Source organism: Palleronia caenipelagi, from assembly GCF_007004065.1.
In the GTDB taxonomy this organism is placed as follows: domain Bacteria; phylum Pseudomonadota; class Alphaproteobacteria; order Rhodobacterales; family Rhodobacteraceae; genus Palleronia; species Palleronia caenipelagi.
Genome location: NZ_VFSV01000004.1, coordinates 125,120 through 148,790, shown reverse-complemented (window position 1 = coordinate 148,790; position 23,671 = coordinate 125,120). Strand labels below are relative to the sequence as shown.

Annotated in this window: 22 protein-coding genes; 12 read left to right on the top strand and 10 right to left on the bottom strand. The window is 62.4% G+C overall.

What is annotated here, in order from left to right:
* Positions 1-201 precede the first annotated feature (201 nt).
* Positions 202-1,413: a DegT/DnrJ/EryC1/StrS family aminotransferase gene (locus FEV53_RS03605; protein ID WP_142833452.1), complete on the top strand. Its 1,212-nt coding sequence runs from the start codon at positions 202-204 to the stop codon at positions 1,411-1,413.
* On the top strand, positions 1,410-2,108 hold the full coding sequence (gene cuyB, locus FEV53_RS03600; RefSeq protein ID WP_142833451.1) for a cysteate racemase: 699 nt from the start codon (positions 1,410-1,412) through the stop codon (positions 2,106-2,108). The genes FEV53_RS03605 and cuyB overlap by 4 nt, the downstream gene beginning before the upstream one ends.
* Here cuyB and bhcD read toward each other — a convergent pair.
* From bhcD to bhcA, 4 genes are all read right to left on the bottom strand, one after another.
* Positions 2,105-3,070: an iminosuccinate reductase BhcD gene (gene bhcD, locus FEV53_RS03595; protein ID WP_142833450.1), complete on the bottom strand. Its 966-nt coding sequence runs from the start codon at positions 3,068-3,070 to the stop codon at positions 2,105-2,107. The two genes, cuyB and bhcD, sit on opposite strands and share 4 nt — an antisense overlap.
* A gap of 113 nt (positions 3,071-3,183) precedes the next feature.
* Positions 3,184-4,347, bottom strand: a complete 1,164-nt coding sequence (bhcC, locus tag FEV53_RS03590; protein WP_142833449.1) for a 3-hydroxy-D-aspartate aldolase BhcC — start codon at positions 4,345-4,347, stop codon at positions 3,184-3,186.
* 27 nt (positions 4,348-4,374) lie between these two features.
* Positions 4,375-5,340 (bottom strand): beta-hydroxyaspartate dehydratase BhcB, encoded by a 966-nt coding sequence (bhcB, locus tag FEV53_RS03585; protein ID WP_142833448.1) that lies wholly within the window; start codon positions 5,338-5,340, stop codon positions 4,375-4,377.
* Positions 5,340-6,530, bottom strand: coding sequence for an L-aspartate--glyoxylate aminotransferase BhcA (bhcA, locus tag FEV53_RS03580; protein WP_142833447.1), 1,191 nt, complete (start codon positions 6,528-6,530; stop codon positions 5,340-5,342). Before bhcA ends, bhcB begins: the two co-directional genes overlap by 1 nt.
* 167 nt (positions 6,531-6,697) lie before the next feature.
* Here bhcA and bhcR point away from each other — a divergent pair, with 167 nt between their 5' ends.
* Positions 6,698-7,528, top strand: coding sequence for an HTH-type transcriptional regulator BhcR (gene bhcR, locus FEV53_RS03575; RefSeq protein WP_142833446.1), 831 nt, complete (start codon positions 6,698-6,700; stop codon positions 7,526-7,528).
* Positions 7,529-7,536: 8 nt separating this feature from the next.
* Here bhcR and FEV53_RS03570 read toward each other — a convergent pair whose 3' ends face one another.
* The 4 genes from FEV53_RS03570 to puuE form a co-directional block, all read right to left on the bottom strand.
* The gene (locus FEV53_RS03570) at positions 7,537-8,352 is read right to left on the bottom strand and encodes a bifunctional allantoicase/(S)-ureidoglycine aminohydrolase (protein WP_142833445.1); all 816 of its coding nucleotides are present in this window, start codon (positions 8,350-8,352) and stop codon (positions 7,537-7,539) included.
* Between the two features lie 163 nt (positions 8,353-8,515).
* On the bottom strand, positions 8,516-9,940 hold the full coding sequence (locus tag FEV53_RS03565; protein ID WP_142833444.1) for a uracil-xanthine permease family protein: 1,425 nt from the start codon (positions 9,938-9,940) through the stop codon (positions 8,516-8,518).
* A gap of 57 nt (positions 9,941-9,997) precedes the next feature.
* Positions 9,998-10,483, bottom strand: coding sequence for an ureidoglycolate lyase (locus tag FEV53_RS03560; protein WP_142833443.1), 486 nt, complete (start codon positions 10,481-10,483; stop codon positions 9,998-10,000).
* Entirely contained in the window at positions 10,480-11,892 is a 1,413-nt protein-coding gene (gene puuE / locus FEV53_RS03555) for an allantoinase PuuE (RefSeq protein ID WP_246100720.1), read from the bottom strand. Before puuE ends, FEV53_RS03560 begins: the two co-directional genes overlap by 4 nt.
* Positions 11,893-12,040: 148 nt before the next feature.
* Here puuE and uraH point away from each other — a divergent pair, with 148 nt between their 5' ends.
* Complete coding sequence (gene uraH / locus FEV53_RS03550) at positions 12,041-12,394, top strand: hydroxyisourate hydrolase (protein ID WP_142833441.1); 354 nt, start codon at positions 12,041-12,043, stop codon at positions 12,392-12,394.
* A gap of 8 nt (positions 12,395-12,402) precedes the next feature.
* On the opposite strand, the gene FEV53_RS03545 is transcribed toward uraH, so the two are convergent.
* A complete protein-coding gene (locus FEV53_RS03545) occupies positions 12,403-13,320 on the bottom strand; it encodes a LysR family transcriptional regulator (RefSeq protein ID WP_142833440.1) in 918 nt (305 codons plus the stop codon).
* Positions 13,321-13,420: 100 nt separating this feature from the next.
* Here FEV53_RS03545 and FEV53_RS03540 point away from each other — a divergent pair, with 100 nt between their 5' ends.
* The 8 genes from FEV53_RS03540 to FEV53_RS03505 all read left to right on the top strand — a co-directional run bounded on the left by FEV53_RS03540 (position 13,421) and on the right by FEV53_RS03505 (position 22,303).
* Entirely contained in the window at positions 13,421-14,653 is a 1,233-nt protein-coding gene (locus tag FEV53_RS03540) for a urate hydroxylase PuuD (protein WP_142833439.1), read from the top strand.
* Between the two features lie 24 nt (positions 14,654-14,677).
* Entirely contained in the window at positions 14,678-14,881 is a 204-nt protein-coding gene (locus FEV53_RS03535) for a hypothetical protein (RefSeq protein WP_142833438.1), read from the top strand.
* A 183-nt stretch (positions 14,882-15,064) separates the two neighbouring features.
* Positions 15,065-16,144, top strand: a complete 1,080-nt coding sequence (locus tag FEV53_RS03530; RefSeq protein ID WP_142833437.1) for a LacI family DNA-binding transcriptional regulator — start codon at positions 15,065-15,067, stop codon at positions 16,142-16,144.
* Positions 16,144-17,490 carry an ABC transporter substrate-binding protein gene (locus FEV53_RS03525; protein ID WP_142833436.1) on the top strand — a complete coding sequence of 449 codons (1,347 nt, stop codon included), beginning with the start codon at positions 16,144-16,146 and terminating at the stop codon, positions 17,488-17,490. Before FEV53_RS03530 ends, FEV53_RS03525 begins: the two co-directional genes overlap by 1 nt.
* A 64-nt stretch (positions 17,491-17,554) precedes the next feature.
* Positions 17,555-18,784: a carbohydrate ABC transporter permease gene (locus FEV53_RS03520; protein ID WP_142833435.1), complete on the top strand. Its 1,230-nt coding sequence runs from the start codon at positions 17,555-17,557 to the stop codon at positions 18,782-18,784.
* Entirely contained in the window at positions 18,781-19,995 is a 1,215-nt protein-coding gene (locus FEV53_RS03515) for a carbohydrate ABC transporter permease (RefSeq protein ID WP_142833434.1), read from the top strand. Before FEV53_RS03520 ends, FEV53_RS03515 begins: the two co-directional genes overlap by 4 nt.
* A 5-nt stretch (positions 19,996-20,000) precedes the next feature.
* Positions 20,001-21,257 carry an MGH1-like glycoside hydrolase domain-containing protein gene (locus FEV53_RS03510; protein WP_142833433.1) on the top strand — a complete coding sequence of 419 codons (1,257 nt, stop codon included), beginning with the start codon at positions 20,001-20,003 and terminating at the stop codon, positions 21,255-21,257.
* Complete coding sequence (locus tag FEV53_RS03505; RefSeq protein ID WP_142833432.1) at positions 21,257-22,303, top strand: ABC transporter ATP-binding protein; 1,047 nt, start codon at positions 21,257-21,259, stop codon at positions 22,301-22,303. Before FEV53_RS03510 ends, FEV53_RS03505 begins: the two co-directional genes overlap by 1 nt.
* A gap of 42 nt (positions 22,304-22,345) precedes the next feature.
* On the opposite strand, the gene hslU is transcribed toward FEV53_RS03505, so the two are convergent.
* Entirely contained in the window at positions 22,346-23,653 is a 1,308-nt protein-coding gene (gene hslU, locus FEV53_RS03500) for an ATP-dependent protease ATPase subunit HslU (protein ID WP_142833431.1), read from the bottom strand.
* Between the last annotated feature and the right edge of the window lie 18 nt (positions 23,654-23,671).

Genomic DNA, 23,671 nt, shown 5'->3' with positions numbered 1-23,671 from the left:
AACCTGAAACTTTATTATTGGCCAGAGAGGGCCTGTTGTGCCAGCGTTTATTCAGACGGGTTTCAGAGGGGGTCGCCATGTCTGCCACACCACAATCGCACCGGTGCCGGGGCCTGACGTCGTGGAACGCAACAGACGGAGTCGGACAGAAGATCCAGCGGGCCATCGTCGGCGGTTCTGAGCGGGGCCTTTGCTGAGATCATGGCACAGACGCGATTCACCAAGAGCTTCACCCAACAAGCACCAATCCCCGACGCTGCGATGGATGCGGCGATGGCCGTCATGCGGACGGGACGGCTGCACCGCTACAACACCCTCGGTGACGAGCTGAGCGAGACCATGCTGCTGGAGCGGGAATATGCAGAGTGGCAGGGTGCCCCCTACTGCCTCGCTGTAGCTTCGGGCGGTCAGGCGATGCAGATCGCCCTACGCGCCGCCGGGGTGGCGCCCGGCGATCCGGTGCTGACCAACAGCTTCACCCTCGCACCTGTTCCCGGCGCGATCGCGGCCATTGGCGGGCAAGCGGTTCTGGTGGAGATCACCCCCGATCTCGTCCTCGACCTTGAGGATCTGGAACGAAAGGCAAGCCAAAGTGGCGCGCGGCATGTCCTGTTGTCCCACATGCGCGGTCATCTTTGCGACATGGAGCGGCTGGCGGAACTGGCGGATCGCCTCTCCCTCACCGTGATTGAGGATTGCGCGCACACGATGGGAGCCAGCTGGAACGGACGAAAATCAGGAAATTTCGGGCTGGCGGGGTGTTTCAGCACCCAGACCTACAAGCACATCAACTCCGGCGAAGGCGGCTTGCTGACGTCTGATGACGCAGAGTTCATGGCGCGGGCGACGATGCTCTCGGGCTCTTACATGATGTATGCCCGACATGGCGCGGGTCCGGCATCAGAAGTCTATGACCAGATCCGCCTCGAGACCCCGAACATGTCGGCCCGGATGGACAATCTCCGCGCCGCCATCCTGCGTCCGCAATTGAGAGAACTCGAAGCAAATATCGACGCCTGGAACGCCCGCCACGATCTGATCGCCCGGATGCTGACCCGCTGCACTGCCATCCGTGTGCCAGCGCGCCCGTCTGTGGAGCGCTATGTGGGCTCCTCGATCCAGTTTCGCCTGCCGGGGATTACCCCTGAAACGGCGCGGTCCTTTGTGGCGGGCCTCGCAGAGCGCGGTGTTGAGATAAAATGGTTCGGCGCGGCGGAGCCGGTGGGTTTTACCTCCGACCATCACAGCTGGCGCTACGTTGCCCCCCAAAAGCTGCCCGCCACGGACGCCATTCTCTCAGGCTTGTTCGACATGCGCCTGCCTCTGACCTTCAGCCTTGAGGATTGCGCGTTGTTGGGGGAGTTGATCGTCGAAGCCGCAGATTCCGTAGCTTCCGTGGAGGTTACCCCGTGAGGCGCGTCGGAATTCTCGGAGGCATGGGACCGGAAGCGACGCTCCTCATCATGCAAAAGGTGCTGGCCGGGGTCACGGCGACCGATGATGCCGACCACATCCCGCTGATCGTGGATCAGAACCCACAGGTACCCTCACGCATCGCCCATCTGATCGAAGGCACCGGCGCAGATCCCGGTCCGGTCCTCGCGGAGATGGCGCAACGCCTCGTGGCCGGTGGCGCCGAGGCACTGGCCATGCCCTGCAACACCGCGCACCATTACGCGGGCGCAATCAAGGCGGCGGTCGGGGTGCCGTTTCTCGACATGATCGCCCTCTCTGCCGCCCACGCGGCACGCGTCAGCGAACCGGGAAGCTCGGTGGGGATCCTGGGGTCGCCTGCGGTGCGCAAGGTGGCGCTGTTCGAGGCCGCGCTGGAAAGGTACGGGCTGACGGCGCTCTACCCGCAAAACGAGGACGCGACACTCGGCGCAATCCGCCAGATCAAGGCAGATGGCCCTCAACCCGAAGCGCGGCACGCTCTTGCACGGGCTTCGGCGGAGTTACTCGACCGCGGAGCCGAAGTGCAAATGATCGCCTGCACCGAGTTTTCGCTGATCCCGGAGGCTGTCGCTTCGGACGCCACCTCCTTTGACACGCTCGACAGGCTGGTGATTGAAATCCTGTCTTTTTCGACCATGGGGCGAAACGCCTAGAAATCGACCTCGATGGCGAGGCCTTTTTGCACGGCCAGATCGACCACAGCGGCGGCGACGGCCAGATCTTGCAGACCCACACCCGTGCCGTCGAACAGGGTGATCTCGTCGTCTGAGCTGCGGCCCGGATGAGTGCCGTTGATCACATCACCGATCTGGGTCACGTCGGCCTCGGTGATCTGACCCCCGGTGATCGCATGCTGCGCCTCGCCGATGCTGATGGACTGGGCGACCTCATCGGCAAAGACAGTGGCGCGGGCGAGGAGGGAGGCTTCGACCTCCTGCTTGCCCTTTGTATCCGTGCCCATGCAGGCGAGGTGCGTGCCGGAACTTACATGATCGGCCATCAGGGAGGGCGAGAACGCGCTGGTGATCGTGATGATCACATCCGCCTCGGTCATGCCGGAGAGTTCTACCGCCTCGAAGGGTACGCCGGCCTCGGCGGCGACCTTTTCAATATTGGGCAGCATCTCAGGGTGGTAGTTCCAGCCGATGACCTTCTCAAAGTCGCGCTGCTCCAGCGCCGCACGAAGCTGGAAGGTCGCCTGATGACCCGCCCCGACCATGCCGAGGACTTTGGCGTCGGGTCGCGCCAGATGGCGGATCGAAACCGAAGACGCGGCGGCGGTGCGTAACGCGGTCAGAAGGTTGCCGCCCACCATGGCGCTGACCTTGCCCGTATCCGGATCGAAGAGGAACACCGTGGACTGGTGGTTGATCAGCCCGCGTCGCTCCAGATTATTGGGCCAGTAGCCCCCGGCTTTCAGCCCGAGGGTCAACCCGGCCCGGTCAAAGCCACCCTTAAAGCCATAGAGCGCGTCCTCATGACCGAGCGCCTCCCGGACCACCGGAAAATTCGAGGCGTCGCCCGAGGCCATGGCGGCAAAGACCTTCTCGACGGCCGCAAACGCCGCCTCCCGGGTCATCAGATCGGCAATGTCGCGTTCGGGTACGATCAGCATGTCAGTCTCCGGTGCAGGAATGTCGTGCGCCCCTGTGCCACTGCCGGAAGGAGAGCATACACGAGGGGCGGCTTCCGGACCCGTCCCGGGCCCGGCCTTCCGTGTTCAATACGTCAGTAGGCGTGGCCGCGGGCCGAGACCGGCCAGACGCATTCCACTTTGCCGCCTCTGACACCCACGTACCAGTCATGGACGTTGGCGGTGGGGTCGCAATGGCCGGGCACGAGCTTGAGCTTGTCATTGACCTTCAGAACCCCTTGCGGGTCCATCACAACGCCGTGCTCGTCGGAGCATTTCACGTATTCCACGTCATCCCGCCCATGGATAACCGGCAGGCCGCTATCGACGGACTGGGCCTTCAACCCGGCATCGACGATGGCCTTGTCGGCCTTGGCGTGGCTCATCACGGAGGTGAGGATGAACATTGCGTTCTCCCATTCGCCCTGATCAATCCGCTTGCCGTCCTGATCGAGGATCCGCCCGTAATCGGCGTCCATGAAGGCGTAGGAGCCGCATTGCAGCTCGTTATATACGCCTGAATTCGACTCGAAATAGTAAGAGCCCGTGCCCCCGCCGCCGACAATATCGCACGCGAGGCCCTCGGCCTTCAGCGTATCCACGGCATCCTTGACCATGGCCACGGCGATGTCGATCTTCGCCTTGCGCTCATTGTAGTCGTCGAGGTGCTGCATAGCCCCCTGATAGGCTTGAATCCCGGCGAATTTCAGGCCCTCGGCCGCGTCGATGGCCTTGGCGATCTCAACCACAGCGGGGGTGCTCGTAACCCCGCAGCGGCCCGCGCCACAGTCGATTTCCACCAGACATTCAATCTGGGTGCCGTGCCGCACCGCCGCCTCCGACAGATCAGCAACATTCGCCACGTCGTCCACGCAGCAGATTGTGCGCGCGCCCAGCTTCGGCATCCGGGCGAGGCGGTCGATCTTGGCAGGCTCGCGGACCTGATTGGAGACCAGGACATCCTTGATCCCGCCCCGGGCAAAGACCTCGGCCTCGGAAACCTTCTGACAGCAGACGCCACAGGACCCGCCCAGTTCCTGCTGGAGTTTCTGCACATCCACGGATTTGTGCATCTTGCCATGGGTGCGGTGGCGCATCCCGTGAGCCTTGGCGTAGTCGCCCATCTTCTTGATGTTGCGTTCCAGCGCGTCGAGGTCGAGCACCAGACAGGGGGTCTGGATCTCGGCCTCGTCCATGCCGGGCTTGGCCGGGATGTTATAGCCCACTTCGAAGTCGTCGAGATTGGTCATGTCTTTCATGTCCGTGCTCCTATGTCAGAAGGTAAATCAGGCGGCGGTGAGCCAGGGCAGCTTATCGAGATCGACGTTGCCGCCGGTGATGATCAACCCCACGCGCTTAGCCCGGAAGGCGTCGGGGTTCTTCAGCACCACGGCCAGCGGCACCGCAGAAGACGGCTCCATCACGATGCGCAGATGCTTCCACGTGAGCTTCATCGCGTCGATGATCTCTTGCTCCGAGGCGGTGTAGATCTCGGAGACGTGGTTCGAGACGAAATGCCAGGTGCGCTCTTTTAGCGGCACGAGGAGGCCGTCCGCGATGGTCTTGGGTGCGTCATCGGCGATGATATGTCCGGCCTTGAAACTGCGATAGGCGTCATCCGCCTGCTCAGGCTCGGCGGCGATGATCTGCGTCTCGGGGGCCAGCGTCGAAAGGGTCAGGCAGGTGCCCGACACCATGCCGCCGCCACCGATGGGCGCAACCACCATGTCGAGCCCACCAGTCTGCTCCATGAACTCTTTGGAACAGGTCCCCTGACCGGCGATCACCCGCGGGTCGTTATAAGGATGGACGAAATCGCCCCCGGTGGCGGCCTGTACCTCGGCAAAGGTTGCCTCGCGCGAGGTGGTCGAGGGTTCGCACTCCGTGATCTTGCCGCCATAGCGGCGCACCGTGTCCTTTTTGGCCTGCGGAGCGGTGCGGGGCATGACAACGTTGCAGGGAATGCCGCGCTTCATCGCCGCGTAGCTGAGGCAGGAGGCGTGGTTGCCCGAAGAATGGGTCGCGACGCCTTTGGCGGCCTGCGCGTCATCAAGGCCATACACCGCGTTGGTCGCGCCCCGGACCTTGAAAGCGCCGGGTTCCTGAAAGTTCTCGCATTTGAAAAACAGCTCACAACCCGCAAGCTCGCTCAGATAATCCGAGGTGCGGACGGGAGTGCGGCGGATGTGAGGTTTGATCCGCTCATGGGCGGCCAGCATGTCCTCATAGGTCGGAAGATCCAGATCCGCCATCACGCGGCCTCCCTTTTCCTGGCAGCGCGGTGGCTGCGATAATAGTCCTGCGCGGCGGCGACGCCTGAGCCGAGTTGAATATCGAGTCCCAGATCGGCCATGCACATTTCCGCCGTTGCCAGTCCGGAGAGAGTCATTACATCCGTGAGGCTCCCCAGATGGCCGATGCGGAAGACCTTGCCCGCGACCTCGCCCAGACCGACGCCAAAGGCGACACCATAGGTTTCGGCAGCATGTGTGACGATTTCTGTGGCGTTGAACCCCTCGGGTGTGCGGATCGCGCTGACGGTGTCGGAGTAAACGGACGGATCAGTGGCGCACAACTCCATCCCCCACGCTCGGACAGCGGCGCGCACCCCTTCGGCGATGCGGTGATGGCGCGCAAAGACATTGTCGAGTCCCTCATCGAGGAGCATCCGACAGGCCTCGTTCAGCCCGTTCATCAGGCCGACGGCGGGTGTGTAGGGATAGGCGTTCGCGGCATAGCCTTTCGACATGTCATGCACATCGAAGAAGGTGCGGGGCAGCGTGGCGGTCTCAGTGGCCTTCATCGCCCTGGCGCTGAACCCGACAATGGCGAGCCCCGCAGGCAGCATGAAGCCCTTTTGGGAGCCGGTCACCGCAATATCCACGCCCCAGTCGTCAAAGCGGAACTCCATGGAGCCGATAGAGGACACCCCGTCCACGAAGAGCAGTGCAGGGTGGTCTGCCGCATCCAGTGCCTTGCGAATGGCCCCGATGTCCGAGCGGACGCCAGTAGCCGTCTCGTTGTGGGTCGCCAGCACCGCCTTGATCTCGTGAGCCGTGTCTGCGGTGAGAATCTCTTCGTAGCGATCGGCGGGGATACCCGCACCCCAAGGGGTCTCCACAATCTGAACATCGAGCCCGTGGCGTTGGCACATATCTATCCAGCGATGAGAGAACATGCCGTTCCGCGCCGCCAGCACCTTGTCCCCCGGCGAGAGTGTGTTGGTAAGAGCGGTCTCCCAGCCGCCGGTTCCGGTGGACGGAAAGATAAAGACTTCGGCACTATCGCTCATCAGCACCTTGCGCACCCCTTCACGGACCGGGTGCAGGATCTGACCAAAAAGCGGCGACCGGTGGTCGATGGTCGGCATGTCGCAGGCTTTGCGCAGCGCCTCTGGAATATTGGTCGGGCCGGGGATGAAGACGGGATTCTGGAAGCTCATGCACGATCTCCTTGGAACGTAAACAGAGGTTAGCGAATCCTTTTTAATCGGGCTATATTTTTGAAATCACGTTTCAAAATGTACAGTCTGCAAAATTTCTTATGCTTTTCAGTAGCATAAATTTTTCATATTGTGAATTCTCATTTCATAATGTTAGAAATTGACGTATGGAGACTCAAAAATCGCCCCTTCGCAGAGCCCGTGGCCGCCCGAGGGGCTGGGACGACAAGACCGCTCAGAACACGATAAAATCGCTCGATCGCGCCATGGAGGTGTTCGAGTACCTGAGCCTCGCACAGGGCAAGCCGCTCACCGCGCTGGCGGAGGAAACCGGGCAATCCCCGGCCACGGTCTATCGGATCCTCGTAACGCTGGAGGGGCGGGGGCTGGTGGAGTTCGACCCCGAGGATCAGGTCTGGCATATTGGTCCGCAGGCTTTCGCCATCGGCGCCCGGTTTCTGCGGCGAACCAGCCTCGTGGAGCGCGCGCGTCCGATCATGCGGCGGCTCATGGAGGCAACGGGCGAAACCGCCAATCTCGGCATCGAAAAGGAAGGGTCCGTGCTGTTCATCAGTCAGGTCGAGACCTACGCCACCATCCGCGCGTTTTTCCCACCCGGCACCCTGTCGCCCATGCATGCATCGGGGATCGGGAAGGCGTTGTTGGCGCATATGGACGCGGCCCGGCTGGGCAGGCTCCTGTCGTCGGCCAGAATGGAGCGCTTTTCCGAGCGAACGATTACCGACCCGGAGGCCCTGCAACGTGATCTGACTGAGATCCGGCGGCGGGGATATTCGGTGGATGACGAGGAAAAGAATCCCGGTATGCGGTGTATCGCGGCGCCGGTCTTCGACATGACCCGCGAAGCCGTTGCGGGAATCTCCGTTTCCGGACCGACCAGCCGCGTCACCGAAGCGGGCATTGCCGAACTAAGTGGCGCGGTGATCGAGGCGGCCGCAGAACTGACGCTCGCCATCGGAGGCAGTCCGCCGGACTGACGGGCGGGTCAGAGCGTCATGTGCCGGTTCACGTCCTTGTAGAGAAGGTAGCGGAACCGGCCCGGTCCCCCGGCATAGCAGGCCTGCGGACAGAAGGCGCGCAGCCACATGTAATCGCCCGCTTCGACCTCAACCCAATCCGTGTTGAGGCGGTAGGCGGCCTTTCCCTCCAGCACGTAGAGCCCGTGTTCCATCACATGCGTCTCAAGAAACGGGATCACTGCGCCGGGCTCAAAGGTGACCACGGTCACGTGCATATCGTGGCGCAGGTCGGACGGGTCTACAAAGCGGGTCGTCGCCCACTTGCCCTCCGTGCCGGGCATGGGGGTCGGCGTGATATCGTTTTCGTTCAGGATCAATACGTCGGGGGTGTCGAGGCCCTCAACCGCTTGATACGCCTTGCGGATCCAGTGAAACCGGAGCGCTCCGTCACCGCGATTGCGCAGAGCCCAGTTGCCGGACGGTGGCAGATAGGCATAACCGCCGGGTTTCAGTTTATGAGTCTGGCCTTCGACGGTCAGGGTCGCCTCGCCCTCCACCACGAAGAGCACTGCCTCCGCCCGCGCGTCCGTCTCGGGCCGATCCGATCCACCGCCGGGCTGCACCTCCATGATGTAATGGGAAAAGGTCTCCGCAAACCCGCTCATCGGGCGGGCGATGACCCAGAGGCGGGTCGCATCCCAGAACGGCAGAAAGCTCGTCACGATGTCCCGCATCGTCCCGCGCGGGATCACCGCATAAGCTTCGGTAAAGACGGCACGGTCCGTCAGGAGTTGTTCCTGCCCCGGGTGTCCGCCTTGTGGCGCATAATAGCTGTTAGTCATCGGTACTCCCGGTGCACGCGACGGTGCCAAAAAAAGTGTCGCCCAAACGCCCTGACAGAAAAGAGTGCATGTCCTCAAAACCTGCAAAGGATCCCCATTCTTCAGCCATGAGATCAAAGCGACTCGCGCCACTTTGATCCGGCCTGATGTCAGGCATCAGGGATTAGCCGCGGTCTTCCTTGGTGAGAGACCCCGTGCCATGGCCTGCCAGCCCACCAGAGACCTCCTCGGTCGCCTCGTCCGACAGCTCTTCGGGCAGGACCAGATTGAGAACGATGGCGATCAGGGCGGCAGGCAGGATGCCCGAGGTGGCCAGAACTTTGAGCGTCCCAGGCAGGTACTGCAGCGCATTCGGTTCCAGTTGTAGCCCCAGACCCAGCGACAGAGCGATGGCAAAGATCACCATGTTGCGCCGGTTCCAGTTCACATCAGACAGCATCGAGATGCCCGCCGCGACCACCATGCCGAACATGACGATCACACCACCGCCCAGCACTTCGATGGGGATGGAGGAGATCACCGCGCCGATTTTGGGCACCAGACCGCAGAGGATCAGGAACAGCGCCCCAATGGTGACCACCATCCGGCTCATGACCCCCGTCATGGCGATCAGGCCGACATTCTGGCTGAAGGAGGTGTTGGGCAGAGCGCCAAAGAGGCCCGATACCGCCGTGCCCAGACCATCTGCAAAGGTCGCGCCCTGAATTTCCTTATCCGTCGCCTCGCGACCCGCGCCGCCTTTGGTGATCCCGGAGACGTCGCCCACGGTTTCAACCGCCGAGACAAAGGCCATGGCGCAGAAGCCAATGATCGCCGCCGCAGAGAACTCAAGTCCGAAATGGAGCGGGTTCGGCAGGGCGAAACTCGCCGCGCGGCCCACATTGTCGAGGCTCACCTGGCCCAGCACAAAGGCCAGCGCATAGCCCGCCAGCAGACCGATCAGAACTGCGGAAACGGAGAGCATTCCGCGGGCGAAGAACTTCAGCGCGAGCGTGACGATAATCACCGTGCAAGCCATGAGCCAGTTCAGCCCCGAGCCGTATTCCGGCGTGCCGATGGCGGGGACGCCTCCAGCCGCGTATTGGATACCGACTTTCACCAGCGCCAGACCGATCATCGTGACCACGAGCCCCGTGACCAGCGGCGGCAGGGCGAAGCGGATCTTGCCGATGAACAGGCCGAGCACAGCGTGGAACAGCCCCCCTACGAGGACCCCGCCCATCAGCACTGCCATGGCATCCACGCCTTTGCCCGCGACCAGCGGGATCATGATCGGGATGAAGGCAAAGCTCGTCCCCTGAACGATCGGCAGACGCGCGCCCACCGGTCCAACGCCCACCGACTGGAACAGGGTCGCCACGCCCGCAAAGAACATGGACATCTGGATCATGTAGATCATCTGCGGAAAGTCGGGGCTGTTTGACCCAAATCCGAACCCAGCCGCGCCACAGACGATGATGGCCGGGGTGACATTCGAGACGAACATGGCCAGCACATGCTGGATCCCCAGCGGGACAGCCTTGGCCATGGGGGGCGTGTAGTTCGGATCGCGGAGCTGCTCCGGCGTCCCTATGGATGCGTCGGCCATGGTGGTTTTTCCTCCCTGATGTTGCGACAGCCGGCTCCTCCTCCGGTGGGCGCAAGGTTATCTGTCTATGAGGATCTTCCGCGTGTAGCGGTGCTCCTCGAGATTGGCGCCCGGACCGATCCGGTCCACGACGGCAAAGAGACCGGGGGCGGTGAGGGGGGTCAGAACCCCGTGCCATGTGCCCCGGTGATAGTTCACACCCTGACCGGGCGCTGTTTCAAACGCCATTGGCTGACCCGGTTGTCCGTTCTGATCCGGTGCGACGATCACAAGAAACGGGTCGAGGCTCATGGGCAGAAAGGCCTGACTGCCGTCGGGGTGGCGCTCGACCAGATCGAGGATCAGGGGCAGGGACCGGAGCTCAGCGTGGAACAGGCTGATCCCGGCGCGTCCGTCTGCAAAATCGAGTTTTGCCCGGTCATGATACCGCCCGCAGAGCCCGGCATTGATCATCTTGTCGGGCACGCCCGACGTGTCGAGCACATCCCCAAACGGGGCAAAAGCCTCAGCTGTCAGGGGGCGTATGCGGATGGTCTCCGTCAAGACGACATCTTCTCGATCAGACGCAGCTCAGCGATCCGCTCGACCTGGCGGCATGCCTCGGCAAACTCTGTCTCCCGGTCATTGCGGATGCGTCGGTGAAAGGCGTCGAGAATGCTGGCCTTCGAGTGGTCCTTGACCGCGATGATGAAGGGGAAACCGAACTTCTCCGTGTACTCAGTGTTCAGCCGGGTGAAGGTCGCGCGCTCGTCATCGGTCAGCATATCGAGCCCGGCCCCGGCCTGTTCCGCGGTGCTCTCAGCGGTCAGGCGCCCGGCAGCGGCGAGCTTGCCCGCCAGATCCGGGTGTGCGGTCAGAACACCGAGGCGCTGCGCCTCCGTCGCCGAGCGAAACACCCGCGCCAGCGCGTTGTGAACCCCGGCAGCGGAGTCGTGCGCAGGGCCGAGCTCCATCTCGAAGGCTCCTTCGGCGATCCAAGGGCTGTGCTCGAACACGCCGCCAAACGCGGCCACAAACGCCTCCCGCTCCATGGTCGAGGGCCGCAGACGCGGTTGCGGCGGGTGCACCCGCGCCCAGTGGTCGGCGATCTGTTCGCGGGTGGCGAACCAGACGCCTTCATGGGACCGCATGTGATCCAGCGCCCGCTTCAGCGCCAAGGCGCGCCCCGGACGGCCCGCCAGACGGCAGTGAAGGCCGATGGACATCATCTTCGACGCACCCGCGACCCCTTCGGCATAGAGCATATCGAAGCTGTCTTTGAGATACCGCTCGAACTGGTCGCCCGTGGTGAACCCCGCCTGAATGGCGAAGCGCATGTCGTTGCAATCCATGGTGTAGGGTACGATCAGCTGATCCTTGCCCCCTGCCTCCACCCAGTAGGGCAGGTCATCTGCGTAACTGTCGGCAATATAAGCGAACTCACCCTCTGCCGCTGCCAGGTCAACCGTATTCATGGAGCAGCGCCCGGTGTACCAACCCCGGGGCGGAGCCCCTACGACCTCGGTATGCAGCCGGATTGCCTCGCGGATCTGGGCGCGCTCTTCGTCGGCGCTCATGTCCTTATGCTCGATCCATTTCAGCCCGTGGCTGGCGATCTCCCACCCGGCGGATTTCATCGCCGCAACCTGCTCCGGTCCGCGGGCCAGAGCGGTGGCCACGCCGTAGACCGTCACCGGCAGATCGCCGAGCAGGCGGTGGACCCGCCAGAACCCGGCGCGGCTGCCATATTCGTAGATCGATTCCATATTCCAGTGCCGCTGCCCCGGCCAAGGGGCGGCGCCGGTGATCTCGGACAGGAACGCCTCAGATGCGGCGTCCCCGTGCAACACGTTGTTTTCGCCGCCTTCCTCGTAGTTCAGGACGATCTGAACGGCGATCCGCGCACCGCCGGGCCACTGGGGGTCAGGTGGGTACGCTCCATAACCGGTCATGTCTCTGGGGTATCGGGTCACGGCGGTTTCCTTCTGTCTCACCATTGCATAATCCATAAAATCACGGGTGTTTTTCAAAAAAATCAGAAAGGAGCTTCTGACAGTCCGGCTTTGTCACGCGATCCCGAACCAGTAGAGTGACGGTCAGACATTCAGGAGAATTTCACCAATGAGCGGCTACCTGACAACCCACGTGCTCGACACGGCCCGCGGCTGCCCTGCACAGGGCCTGCGGATCGAGCTCTATCGGATCGAAGATAACGGGCGGCACTTGCTGAACGCCCTGACGACCAACGCGGACGGTCGGACGGATGAGCAGATCCTGCCAAGCGCGGAGTTTGCCACCGGTATCTACGAGCTGGTCTTCCACGCAGGCGCCTATCTTGACGCCACCGGCACCCCACCAGAAAGCCCGCGGTTCCTCGATGTCATCCCGATCCGCTTCGGCATGTCTGAGGCGTCCCATTACCACGTGCCGCTCCTGCTGTCGCCGTTTGGCTATTCGACCTATCGCGGCAGCTAGGGGCCCCCTCAATCCGATGCGGTAGCTTTTATCACTTTGGAAATGCGGTCGATCATGAACTCCATGAACAGCCGCGTTTTCGGGTCCTGCCGCCGCCGATGGGTGAAGAGGCAAGCCATCTGGATCGGCTCAGGCGGGGTCTTCTGAGCCACGGGGACAAGCGCACCGCTCCGCAGGTGGTCGACGATCTCAAAGACAGGCTTCATCACCACACCATGCCCTGCCAGCGCCCAGTCGGTCAGCACGTCTCCGTCGTCAGACTCAAATCGACCGGACACGCGAAACCGTTTCGGGCCATCGGGCGTGCTCAGAAGCCACTGGAACTCTGTCGCCCCGGGAAAGCGCAGGTTCAGGCAGTTATGCCCACCGTCCACCAGATCCTCGCCGCTTTCAGGCATTCCTCGTCGCGCGATATAGTCCGGCGCCGCACAGAGGACGCGCGCCACATCAGCGATCTTGCGGATGCGCAGATTGCTGTCCTCGGGCTGGCCGAGAAAAAACGCCAGATCGAGTCCTTCGGTGGTCAGGTCCACCTTGCGGTCACTCAGACGCAGGCGGATGCTGACCTCGGGATAGGTTTCGAGAAAATCAGGAACTTGCGGTGCAATCAGTCGCCGCCCGACCCCCAGGGGCGCCGCAACATAGAGCGACCCCCGCAGGTTCTCGGTGATATCCACAATTTGCGCCTCGGCGCTTTCGACCGCTTCGAGAATTTCGGTGGCGCCGCGGTAGAAGGACTGCCCCTGCTCGGTCGGCGTCAGGCTTCGGGTGGTGCGCTGGAACAGACGCACGCCGAGATGCTCTTCGAGCTGGGAAATCCGCGAGGACGTCACCGCCGGTGAAATCCGCAGATCCCGCCCCGCCGCCGACATGCTGCCCAGCTCATAGACCCGCACAAAGGTCCGGATATTGTCGAGATAGGACATTCTTCTGGTTTCTTTGATGCTGCCTCGCGCTTTTCGACAATAGCAGAACAATCCATCGTCGGATAGCGTGTGCAAGAGGCAGGCTTCGGGGAGGACCGCCATGTATGAAATGGCCATTCTTTGGGACTGGATCGCGTTTTGCGTCCGCTGGCTGCATGTGATTACCGCGATGGCGTGGATCGGTGCGTCGTTTTATTTCATCGCGCTGGACCTGATGCTCAAGCCCAACTCCGCCCTGCCCGCGGGCGCCTATGGCGAGGAATGGGAGGTCCACGGCGGCGGATTTTACCACACGGTGAAATACCTCGTCGCCCCTGCGGAGATCCCGGAGCACCTGACCTGGCATAAATGGCAGAGCTATACGACCTGGCTGTCGGGTGCGGCGCTCCTGATGATCGTCTACTGGGTGGGCGGGGAACTGTTCCTGCTGGATCCGACCAAGGCCGATCTGGCGCTGTGGCAGGGCATCCTCATCTCCGGCGGGTCACTTACTCTCGGCTGGCTCGCCTATGACGCGCTGTGCAAGTCGCGTCTGGCGGATCGACCGACCGTCCTGATGCTCCTGCTGTTTCTGATCCTTGTCGGGATGTCGTGGGGCTATAACCAGATCTTCACGGGTCGCGCCGCGTTGCTGCATCTGGGCGCCTTCACCGCGACAATCATGACCGCGAACGTGTTCTTTCAGATCATGCCAAACCAGCGCATCGTGGTGGCGGATCTGAAGGCGGGCCGCACCCCGGACGCGAAATACGGCAAGATCGCCAAAGTCCGTTCGACCCACAACAACTACCTGACCCTGCCGGTCGTGTTCCTGATGCTCTCGAACCACTACCCGCTGGCCTTTGCCACGGAATATGCCTGGATCATCGCCAGCCTGATCTTCCTGACTGGGGTTACAATCCGGCATTACTTCAACACCATGCACAAGACCGGCGATGGGCCGCTGTGGACATGGGGGGTGACGACGGTGTTGATGCTGGTCATCGCATGGCTCTCCACGGTTCCCGGGGGCGCCACGTACGAGGAGGCAGAGGCCCGTCCGCTGACAACCTACGAGCAGAAATACGCGTCGGTCGGCAGCTTCGAGGAGGCCTATTACGCCGTGGTCGGCAACTGCTCCATGTGTCACGCGCGGGACCCATCATGGGACGGAATCCGGCGCGCGCCCAAGAATGTCGTTCTGGAGACCGAGAGCGACGTGGCCCGCCATGCGGAGCAGATCTATCTGCAAGCCGGTCTCAGCCACGCCATGCCCCCGCCGAGCGCGATCGAGATGGAGCCGGAGGCGCGGCGTGCCATCATTGCATGGGTCCGGGACGTCCGCGATCACTGACCCGCAAGACAGCGTTTCGGAGGGTTGCGCTACTTCTGCGGTGCCAAACTGCGCACCGTCGCCATCAATACCGTGGATTACGGCAATCTCGTGATGAAAGCGCACGATCTGGACACCAAACCGGGCATGGCGACCACCTTCACTCAGGCAGGCGTCAAAGACAATGCTGCCGATCTGGCCAACGAGCGTGCTCTGGAAGTTATCGATCCTCTGACAAGCGTCGCCTGATTTCAGGTCTCGCTGAGAAGATGCCGCCCCGATCCTACCCCCGTGACATTTCTTTACCGACGGTCTGGTGGCCTGCGGCGTTGGCCCCCGCCTGAAGCCAGGCAGAAAAAGCTGATCGCAACAAATTTCTTTACGAAACCGATTTCGGCTATACCTTATCACGGTGTGTGTGGGGAACCGACTATGACACCGGACAACGCAAACGAGAAGTTGAGACGGTCCAAGGTGCGCTTGTCTGACGTTGCCGCCCATCTGGGCCTGAGCAAAGGGACCGTGTCGCGCGCACTGAACGGATATCCCGATATTTCCGAGGCGACACGAGAAAAGGTCCGGCGCGCTGCCAAAGAACTTGGTTATCGTCCGATGGCGCAGGCGCAGAGTTTGCGCACCGGCAAATGCAGCGCAATCGGGCTGGTGATTCAGCGCCGGGACGCTGACCAGCAACAACCATTTCTGGCCGATTTTCTTGGCGGCCTGTCCGATGCCGCCTCTGTCCACGGGTTTTCCCTGACCGTTGCAGCAGCACACGGCAATGAAGATATGCTCCGGGTGATCGAGCGTCTGGTCCGCGACAATAAGGCTGATGGCTTCGTGCTGCCGCGCGTTAAATCAATGGACACCCGGGTGATGTTTCTCTCGGCGCTTGAAGTGCCGTACGTTCTTTTTGGCCGGGATCAGAGCGCGGGGACCTCGGTGTGTTACGATGTCGATGGCGCTGCCGCGATGCAGGACGCTGTCCGGCGTCTTGCAGCACTGGGTCATCGTCGGATCGGCCTGATTCCGGGGGCACCCGGCAGCACCTACGCCGCCACCCGCGAACGCGGCTACCGCGAAGGTCTTCGCGAGGCTGGACTGGCGGACGACAGAAAGCTTATTTCCCAATACGCCATCACCCAGTCCGCCGGGGCAACCGCAGCGGCAGACCTGCTCGACCGGGGAGCGACGGCGCTCATCTACATGATGGATCGTGCCGCTCTGGGGGCCTACATCATCGCCCACGACCGCGGCCTGCGGATCGGCGACGATTTCTCCATCATTTCATACGACGGAATTACCGAGGCAGACCTCGTAGATCCGGCGCTATCCACCTACCGGGTGGACGTCCGGCGCGCTGGCCAGCGCCTCGCGGAATTGCTGATTGCACAGGTCAATGGGACGCTATCCGGGCCGCATCTGGAACTGGACACGCCAACGTTCCTGTCGCGCGGCTCTCACGGCAAGGCGCCCTCGGCGATCCGAACAGTTTTCACAGGGAGGACATAATGAAGAAGACATCCATTTGGTGGGCGGGAACAGCCCTGACCGCGCTGATCGCCGCTGGCGCCGTTTCTGCTGAGACAATCCAGTTCTGGACCACCGAAGAACAGCCGGAGCGTCTGGAAAAGCAGCAGCAGATGGCGGCTGACTTCGCTGAAGCATCCGGTGTTGAGGTCGAGGTGATCCCGGTCACTGAATCTGACCTTGGTACGCGCACCACCGCGGCCTTTGCCGCCGGCGACCTGCCTGACGTGATCTACCATCCGCTGCAATACGCTCTGCCCTGGGCCGAGGCGGGGATTCTCGATACCGAGGCTGCGACCGAGGCGGTGGACGCGCTCGGTCGAGATACCTTTGCCCCCGGCGTGCTGGAGATGGCCGATTTCGACGGCGACGTGGCCTCGATCCCGGTCGATGGCTGGACACAGATGATCGTGTACCGCAAGGACCTGTTCGAGGAGAAGGGACTGGAGCCGCCGACCTCCTATGACAACGTCCGCGCCGCGCTGGAGGCCCTGCACAACCCGCCGGAGATGTACGGGTTCGTGGCCGCGACGAAAGTGGACGAGAACTTCATGAGCCAGGTGCTGGAGCATGTGTTCCTCGCCAATGGCGTCTCGCCCGTGGGTCCCGATGGTTTCCAGACGCTGGACGAGGCGAAGACCATCGAGGTTCTGGAGTTCTACAAGTCCATCGCCGATGCCTCGCCCGAAGGCGATCTCTACTGGGATCAGTCCCGCACGCTCTATTTCTCGGGCGATGCGGCGATGATCATCTGGTCGCCCTTCATCCTCGACGAGCTCGCGGGTCTGCGCGACAGCGCTCCGCCGACGATCAACGATGATCCGACCTCGTCGGAGCTGGCGTCGAAGACCGGCATCGTCACGAACTTCTCGGGTCCCTCGAACCCGGACGGCGCGGCTTGGGCGGATGTGCGATTCTTCGGCATCACGGCAGACGCCGAAACAGACGCCGCCATGGAATTCGTGAAATTCTCCATGGACGAAGGCTACGGCCAGACGCTGTCCATCGCGCCAGAGGGGAAATTCCCGGTGCGGAAGGGTAATGCGGACAATCCCACCGCCTTCACCGAGTTGTGGGCGACCCTGCCGGTAGGCGTGGATCGTAAGGCCCCGCTGGGGGATCTCTACGCGCAGGAGATGATCGACGAGATTGTCGGTGGCCTCGACGTGGCCCAGCGCTGGGGCGTGCAGGAAGGACAACTTGCACTTGCGTCAAAGATGATCAACAGTCAGGCGATCAACCGTATCGTGCGCCAGTATATCGATGGCGAGATTGATGCGGGCGCTGCTGTCGCTGCGATGAATGACGAACTGTCGGCCATCGAATAACTGACCGGATGCGTCGCCCTCGTCGGGCGGCGCCTCACCACCAACGAACAAGACCGGGTCGCCCATGACACCCAGCCCACCCAAGGGCATGACACCGCTGGCAAGACGCGAAGCCCGGCTGGCCTGGGGTTTGCTGGCGCCAACGCTGATCAGCGTTGCTGCGGTGGTGGTCCTGCCGCTGCTCGCGGTGTTCTGGATCAGTTTCAAGCCCATCGGCCTTGCCGATCTGCGCCCGCCACAGGTCCTCATCCGCGAGAGCCTGCGCGACCGCGACGGGGCGCTGACGGTCGAATACCGCCTTCGGAATTCCAGTCAGGACGTCGAAATCCGCAATGTGGTGCTGACCGACACCCTGCCCGAAGGTGTGCGTGTGGCGGGAGCGTTGCCGGGGCCGTGCCACCTGAACGACGCGGGTCTGATCTGTAGCTTTGACAGCGTGCCGGGAGGGTTCCGGGATCGCTTGCGCTTTGCGGTGGAGGCCGATGACCCGGAGCATGCCGAAGAACTGGTCGAGCTCAGCGAGCCTCAGATCCGGGGCACCGCGCCCAACGTCCTGACCAACCTGACCTTCACCACCGAAAACTTTCGCAAGGTGTTCGACGGGGGCCAGTTCCTGAACGTGCTCGGCGTGACTCTGTTCTACACGATCTTTGGCACAGTAGGCGCGCTGGTGGTGGGCCTGATGGCGGCGCTGCTACTGAACAAATCCTTCAAGGGGCAGGGGATTCTGCGCGGCCTCTACCTCTTTCCCTATGTGGCGCCGATCATCGCGGTGGCGTTTTCGTGGCTGATCCTGTTCGACCCATTCTCGGGCTCGGCCAACGCGCTGCTGATCCAGATGGGCGTGACCGAGGAGGCGATCAATTTCTTCGGGGAAAAGCCTTTGGCGCTGATTATGGTAACGGTGTTCGAGATCTGGCGCTATTTCCCGCTGTCCTTCCTGTTCATCCTCGCGCGGATGCAGAGCATCGACAGCGAGATGTACGAGGCCGCCGACATGGATGGCGCCTCGCCGTTCCAGAAGTTCTGGTATCTGAGCCTGCCGCAGCTCCTCGGGATCCTGTCGGTGCTGTTCCTGTTGCGCTTCATCTGGACCTTCAACAAGTTCGACGACATTTTCCTGCTGACGGGCGGCAATGCGGGCACCCGGACGCTGACGGTGGATGTCTATGAGCAGGCCTTTGCGATCTCCAACATCGGCGCGGGGGCGGCGGTGGCCGTGGTGATCTTCCTGTGTCTCCTGTTGTTCTCCGTCTTCTTCTTCCGCGTCATGAGCCGGGAGGAGGGGCTATGAAACTGTTCTACTGGGGCTGGCTCACCGGCGCGATCCTCGGCGCCCTGTGGATGCTCACCGTGGCGACGACCATCGCTGTGGTCATGTCCTTTGCGACCGGTGAGGCGTTCCGACCGCAGCTTTGGTATTGCACTCTATGGGGGCTCGTCTTTGGAAGACCCTATGACCGTCCCCGCTCTCTGTTGATCAATGTGCCTCTCTTCGCCGCTGTGATGGGTTATTTTTCGAATTATCAGATTGGTTCGCTCGCGTTCGATGCTGACATTTTCAGCCCTTCGGCCATTCTTAGTATTCTCACCCTGAGCTTGGCTTTCCTTGGCGGCATGCGGATCATCTATGGGGATCTGCCCAGTGGCCCCCTCACCCGTCACGAATTCGAGGACGCCGTCATCCGGTTCCTGACCGGCTTCGGATACATCTTCTTCACCGCCATCGTCGCGATCCCGTTTTACGTGATGGTGATGACCAGCCTGAAGAACCAGCAGCAGCTCGTCGCCAACCCGCTCGATTTCTCGCTGGACCTGTCTCAGGGCTGGGGGCTGTTCCGCTCCTATGTGGAGCTGTTCCGCGACTTCAATTTCGGCACGTACCTGCTGAATTCTCTGATCATCTCGGTCCTCACCGTTGTGATCACGCTGGCCTTTTCGATCCCCGGCGCCTACGCGGTCGCGCGGCTGAGGTTCAAAGGGCAAGCGCTGTTTTCCCGCTCGATCCTCCTGATCTATATGGTGCCGATCATCGTGCTGGCCCTGCCGATCTACATCGCGTTTTCCATGACCGGGCTCAGAAACACCTTCGTCGGAATTCTGCTGATCTACCCGGTCACCACGATCCCTGTGGCGCTCTACATGCTGCAAGGCTATTTCCGGGGCCTGCCCTATGAGGTCGAAGAAGCGGGCCTGATGGACGGGCTGTCGCGCCTCGCGGTGATCTGGAAGATTACCTTGCCACTCGCCCTGCCGGCGCTCGCCTCAGTCAGCCTTTATGTCTTCATGATCGCGTGGAACGAATTTCTGCTGGCCTTCATGCTGCTGGATGATCCGTCGAAATTCACCCTGACGCGGGGGATCTCTTCGCTCAACTCCTCGGAAATTCCACGCCAGCACCTGATGGCGGGCTCGGTTGTGGCAACGGTGCCGATCATGGCTCTGTTTCTGGGGCTCGAACGCTTCATGACAAAGGGCCTGACCGCAGGCTCGGTAAAGGGATAAGACAGATGGACGTCACCGCTCTGGACCAGCAGGCCCGGAAGATCCTTCGCGGCAATGATCGCGGCGGCTATACTGTGCCGACCGACGGACTCTACCCCTACCAGTGGAACTGGGACAGCGCCTTTGCGGCCTGGGGATTTGCGCAGTTCGACGTGGAGCGCGCGTGGGCCGAGCTGGAGACGCTGGTTTCCGGGCAATGGTCGAACGGGATGATTCCGCACATCCTGTTTCACAAGCCCGACCCGGGTTACTTTCCCGGCCCCGATGTCTGGGGCACAGAGGGTAAGGGCCCGGTCTTGTCCTCGGGGATCACTCAGCCGCCCGTTGCCGCGACATTTGCCTTGGCCACCCATGAGGCGGACCCGGAGGCCGGACTGCCCCGCCTTCGCGCCCTGTACCCGAAACTGCGCGACTGGCATCGCTGGTTCATGACATGGCGCTGCGAGGACGGGATGATCTTTGTAACCCACCCGTGGGAAGCGGGGCGGGACAACTGCCCCGACTGGGATACCGCCATGGCGGCGATCGACCCGGTGGGCGTTGGGGAATATACGCGCCGCGATACGTCCCATGTGGACCCGGCCATGCGCCCGACCAAGGAAGATTACGACCGCTACATCTGGCTGGTGCAGCGCGGCAAGCGGCTCGGGTGGGACGATGCGGCGATGGCGGACGATATGCCGTTCAAAGTCGCCGACCCGACCATGACCTTTATCCTGTTGCGCGCCTGCCGGGATCTGGGCCGGATGGCGGATCTGCTGGGCGAGGACCGTGCGGAGATCGACGGCTGGATCGACCGGCTGACCGAAGGCGCCGGACGGCTGAGGAACGGGAAAGGGGTTTTCGACGCGATCAACCTGAACACCGGCGCGCATTCGGGGCACCTTTCCTGCGCCTCGTATCTCTGCTGGTATGCCGGGATCGAGAGCGAGGACATGCTGGCCTGTCTGGACAAGGCCTTTGAGGATACGCCCTACACCATCCCCAGTCACGCCTTCGGCACCGAAGAGTTCAACCCGAAACGCTACTGGCGCGGACCGATCTGGGGGATTCTGAACACGCTGACCGGGATCGGGCTGGCCGAGATGGGCCATGAAGACCGGGCCGCGCGTCTGCGTCGGGCCACGGCGGATCTGATCGCGGAGCATGGCTTTGCCGAGTATTTCGACCCACTGACCGGGGAACCGGCAGGGGGCGGGACCTTTACCTGGACGGCAGCGATCTGGCTCGCCTGGGCGTCGCCATCGGCAGGAGGTGCGTGATGGGCGGGATCAGCCTCAGGGGCGTCGAGAAATGGTATGGCGATGTGCAGGTGATCAAGGGGATCGACCTGGAGATTGCGGATGGCGAGTTGGTGGTGTTTGTCGGGCCGTCGGGCTGCGGGAAGTCCACTCTCCTGCGGATGATCGGCGGGTTGGAGGATATCAGCCGGGGCGCGCTGGAGATCGACGGGGTGGATATGACCTCGGAGCCGCCGTCGAAACGCGGCCTCGCCATGGTGTTCCAGTCCTATGCGCTTTATCCGCATATGAGCGTGGCCGAGAATATGGGCTTTTCGCTGAAGACCGCCGGGGTTCCAGCGATTGAGATCGAAAAGCAAGTGGTCGAGGCCGCCGAGATCCTGCACCTGACAGAATATCTCCACCGTCGTCCCAAGGACCTCTCGGGCGGTCAGCGGCAGCGCGTGGCCATCGGGCGCAGCATCGTCAGGGATCCCACGGCTTTTCTGTTTGACGAGCCATTATCGAACCTCGACGCGGCGTTGCGTGTCGGGATGCGGCTGGAGATCGCGCGGCTGCATCAGAAGCTCGACGCGACGATGATCTACGTCACTCACGATCAGGTCGAGGCCATGACCCTCGCCGATCGGATCGTGGTGCTGGACTATGGGCAAATTGCCCAAGTTGGCACACCAAAGGAGCTTTACGAGCAACCGCAAACCCGATTTGTGGCCGAGTTCATCGGCAGCCCCAAGATGAACATCCTTCCCTGCTCGGTCACCGGCGGGCAGTACCATCTGCGATGGGGGCGCGGCGGTAAGACAACGGGCCATGACGGCGCCACCCATCTTGGCGTGCGGCCTGAGCATATTACGGTGGTCTCCTCCGGCGGCGGTCAGTGTGACGGTCGGGTCAGCGTGGTGGAGTACCTAGGGGCGGATTGCTTTCTCTACGTGGATGCAGGCAGGCTGGGGCAGATCACCGTGAGGACCTCAGGCGACTCGCCCATCAGCGCCGGGGCGCAGATTTCGCTGAAATTCGACGCGGCGAAGCTGAGCTTCTTTGGCGCCGACGGAAACGCCGTCTGACAGGGCGGCAGCCCCCATGCACAGGCGCTGCCGCCGAAGGGTTTACAGCACGTAGCGGCTCATATCGACGGAACGGCTGAGCTCGCCCAGATGCTGCTCGACGAAACCGGCATCTACAGAGATCTCTGCGCCGGAGCGGTCAGGCGCCTCGAAGGACAGATCCTCAAAGACCCGCTCCATCACCGTATAAAGCCGCCGCGCGCCGATATTCTCGACCGAGCGGTTCACCTCCGCCGCAATTCGCGCGAGCGCCGCGATACCGTCCTCGGTAAAGGTCACCGTCACCTCTTCGGTGCCGAGCAGCGCGGTGTACTGGCGGGTCAGGGCGTTATCGGTTTCGGTCAGGATGCGAACGAAGTCGTCTTCGGTGAGGTCGCGCAGCTCGACCCGGATCGGCAGGCGGCCCTGCAACTCGGGCAGCAGATCCGAGGGTTTCGCCACATGGAAGGCCCCCGAGGCGATGAACAGGATGTGGTCGGTTTTCACCGAGCCGTATTTCGTCGCCACCACGGTGCCCTCGACCAGGGGCAGCAGGTCACGCTGGACGCCCTCGCGGCTGACCTCGCCGCCACGGGAATCCTGACGGGCACAGACCTTGTCAATCTCGTCGAGGAATACGATGCCATTCTCCTGCACCGCCTCCAGCGCGGTCTTTTGAACGGCCTCGTCGTCCAGAAGCTTGTCCGCCTCTTCTGCCAGCAGAATCTCGTAGCTCTCGGCGACGGTCATGGTTTTGCGCACGGTCCGACCCTGAAAGGCTTTGCCAAACAGGTCGCCGATATTCATGATCCCGGCCTGACCCGGTTGCAGGCCGGGCATCTCCATCCCGCCCAAGGGGTTAGAGGTGTCCTGCACCTCCAGCGTGATCTCGGTGGCATCAAGCTCACCGGCATGGAGCTTACGCCGGAACATATCGCGGGTCCCCTCGCGGGCGTTCTCTCCGGCGATGGCATCGATCACGCGCTCCTCGGCATTACTCTCGGCGCGGGCCTTCACGTCCTCGCGCATGTAGTCGCGGGTCATGGAAATGGACTGCTCCACCAGATCGCGGATGATCTGCTCCACGTCGCGGCCCACATAGCCGACTTCGGTGAATTTCGTGGCCTCGACCTTTATGAACGGCGCGCGGGCCAGCTTGGCCAGACGGCGGGAGATCTCTGTCTTCCCGACGCCGGTCGGACCGATCATCAGGATATTCTTCGGATAAACCTCGTCCTGCAGGTCGTCGGGCAGTTGCTTGCGCCGCCAGCGATTGCGCAGGGCAACGGCCACCGCACGCTTGGCGTCCTTCTGCCCAATAATGAAGCGGTCCAGCTCCGAGACGATTTCGCGGGGGGTGAGGTCGGTCATGGGGACTCCAGGAAGTTC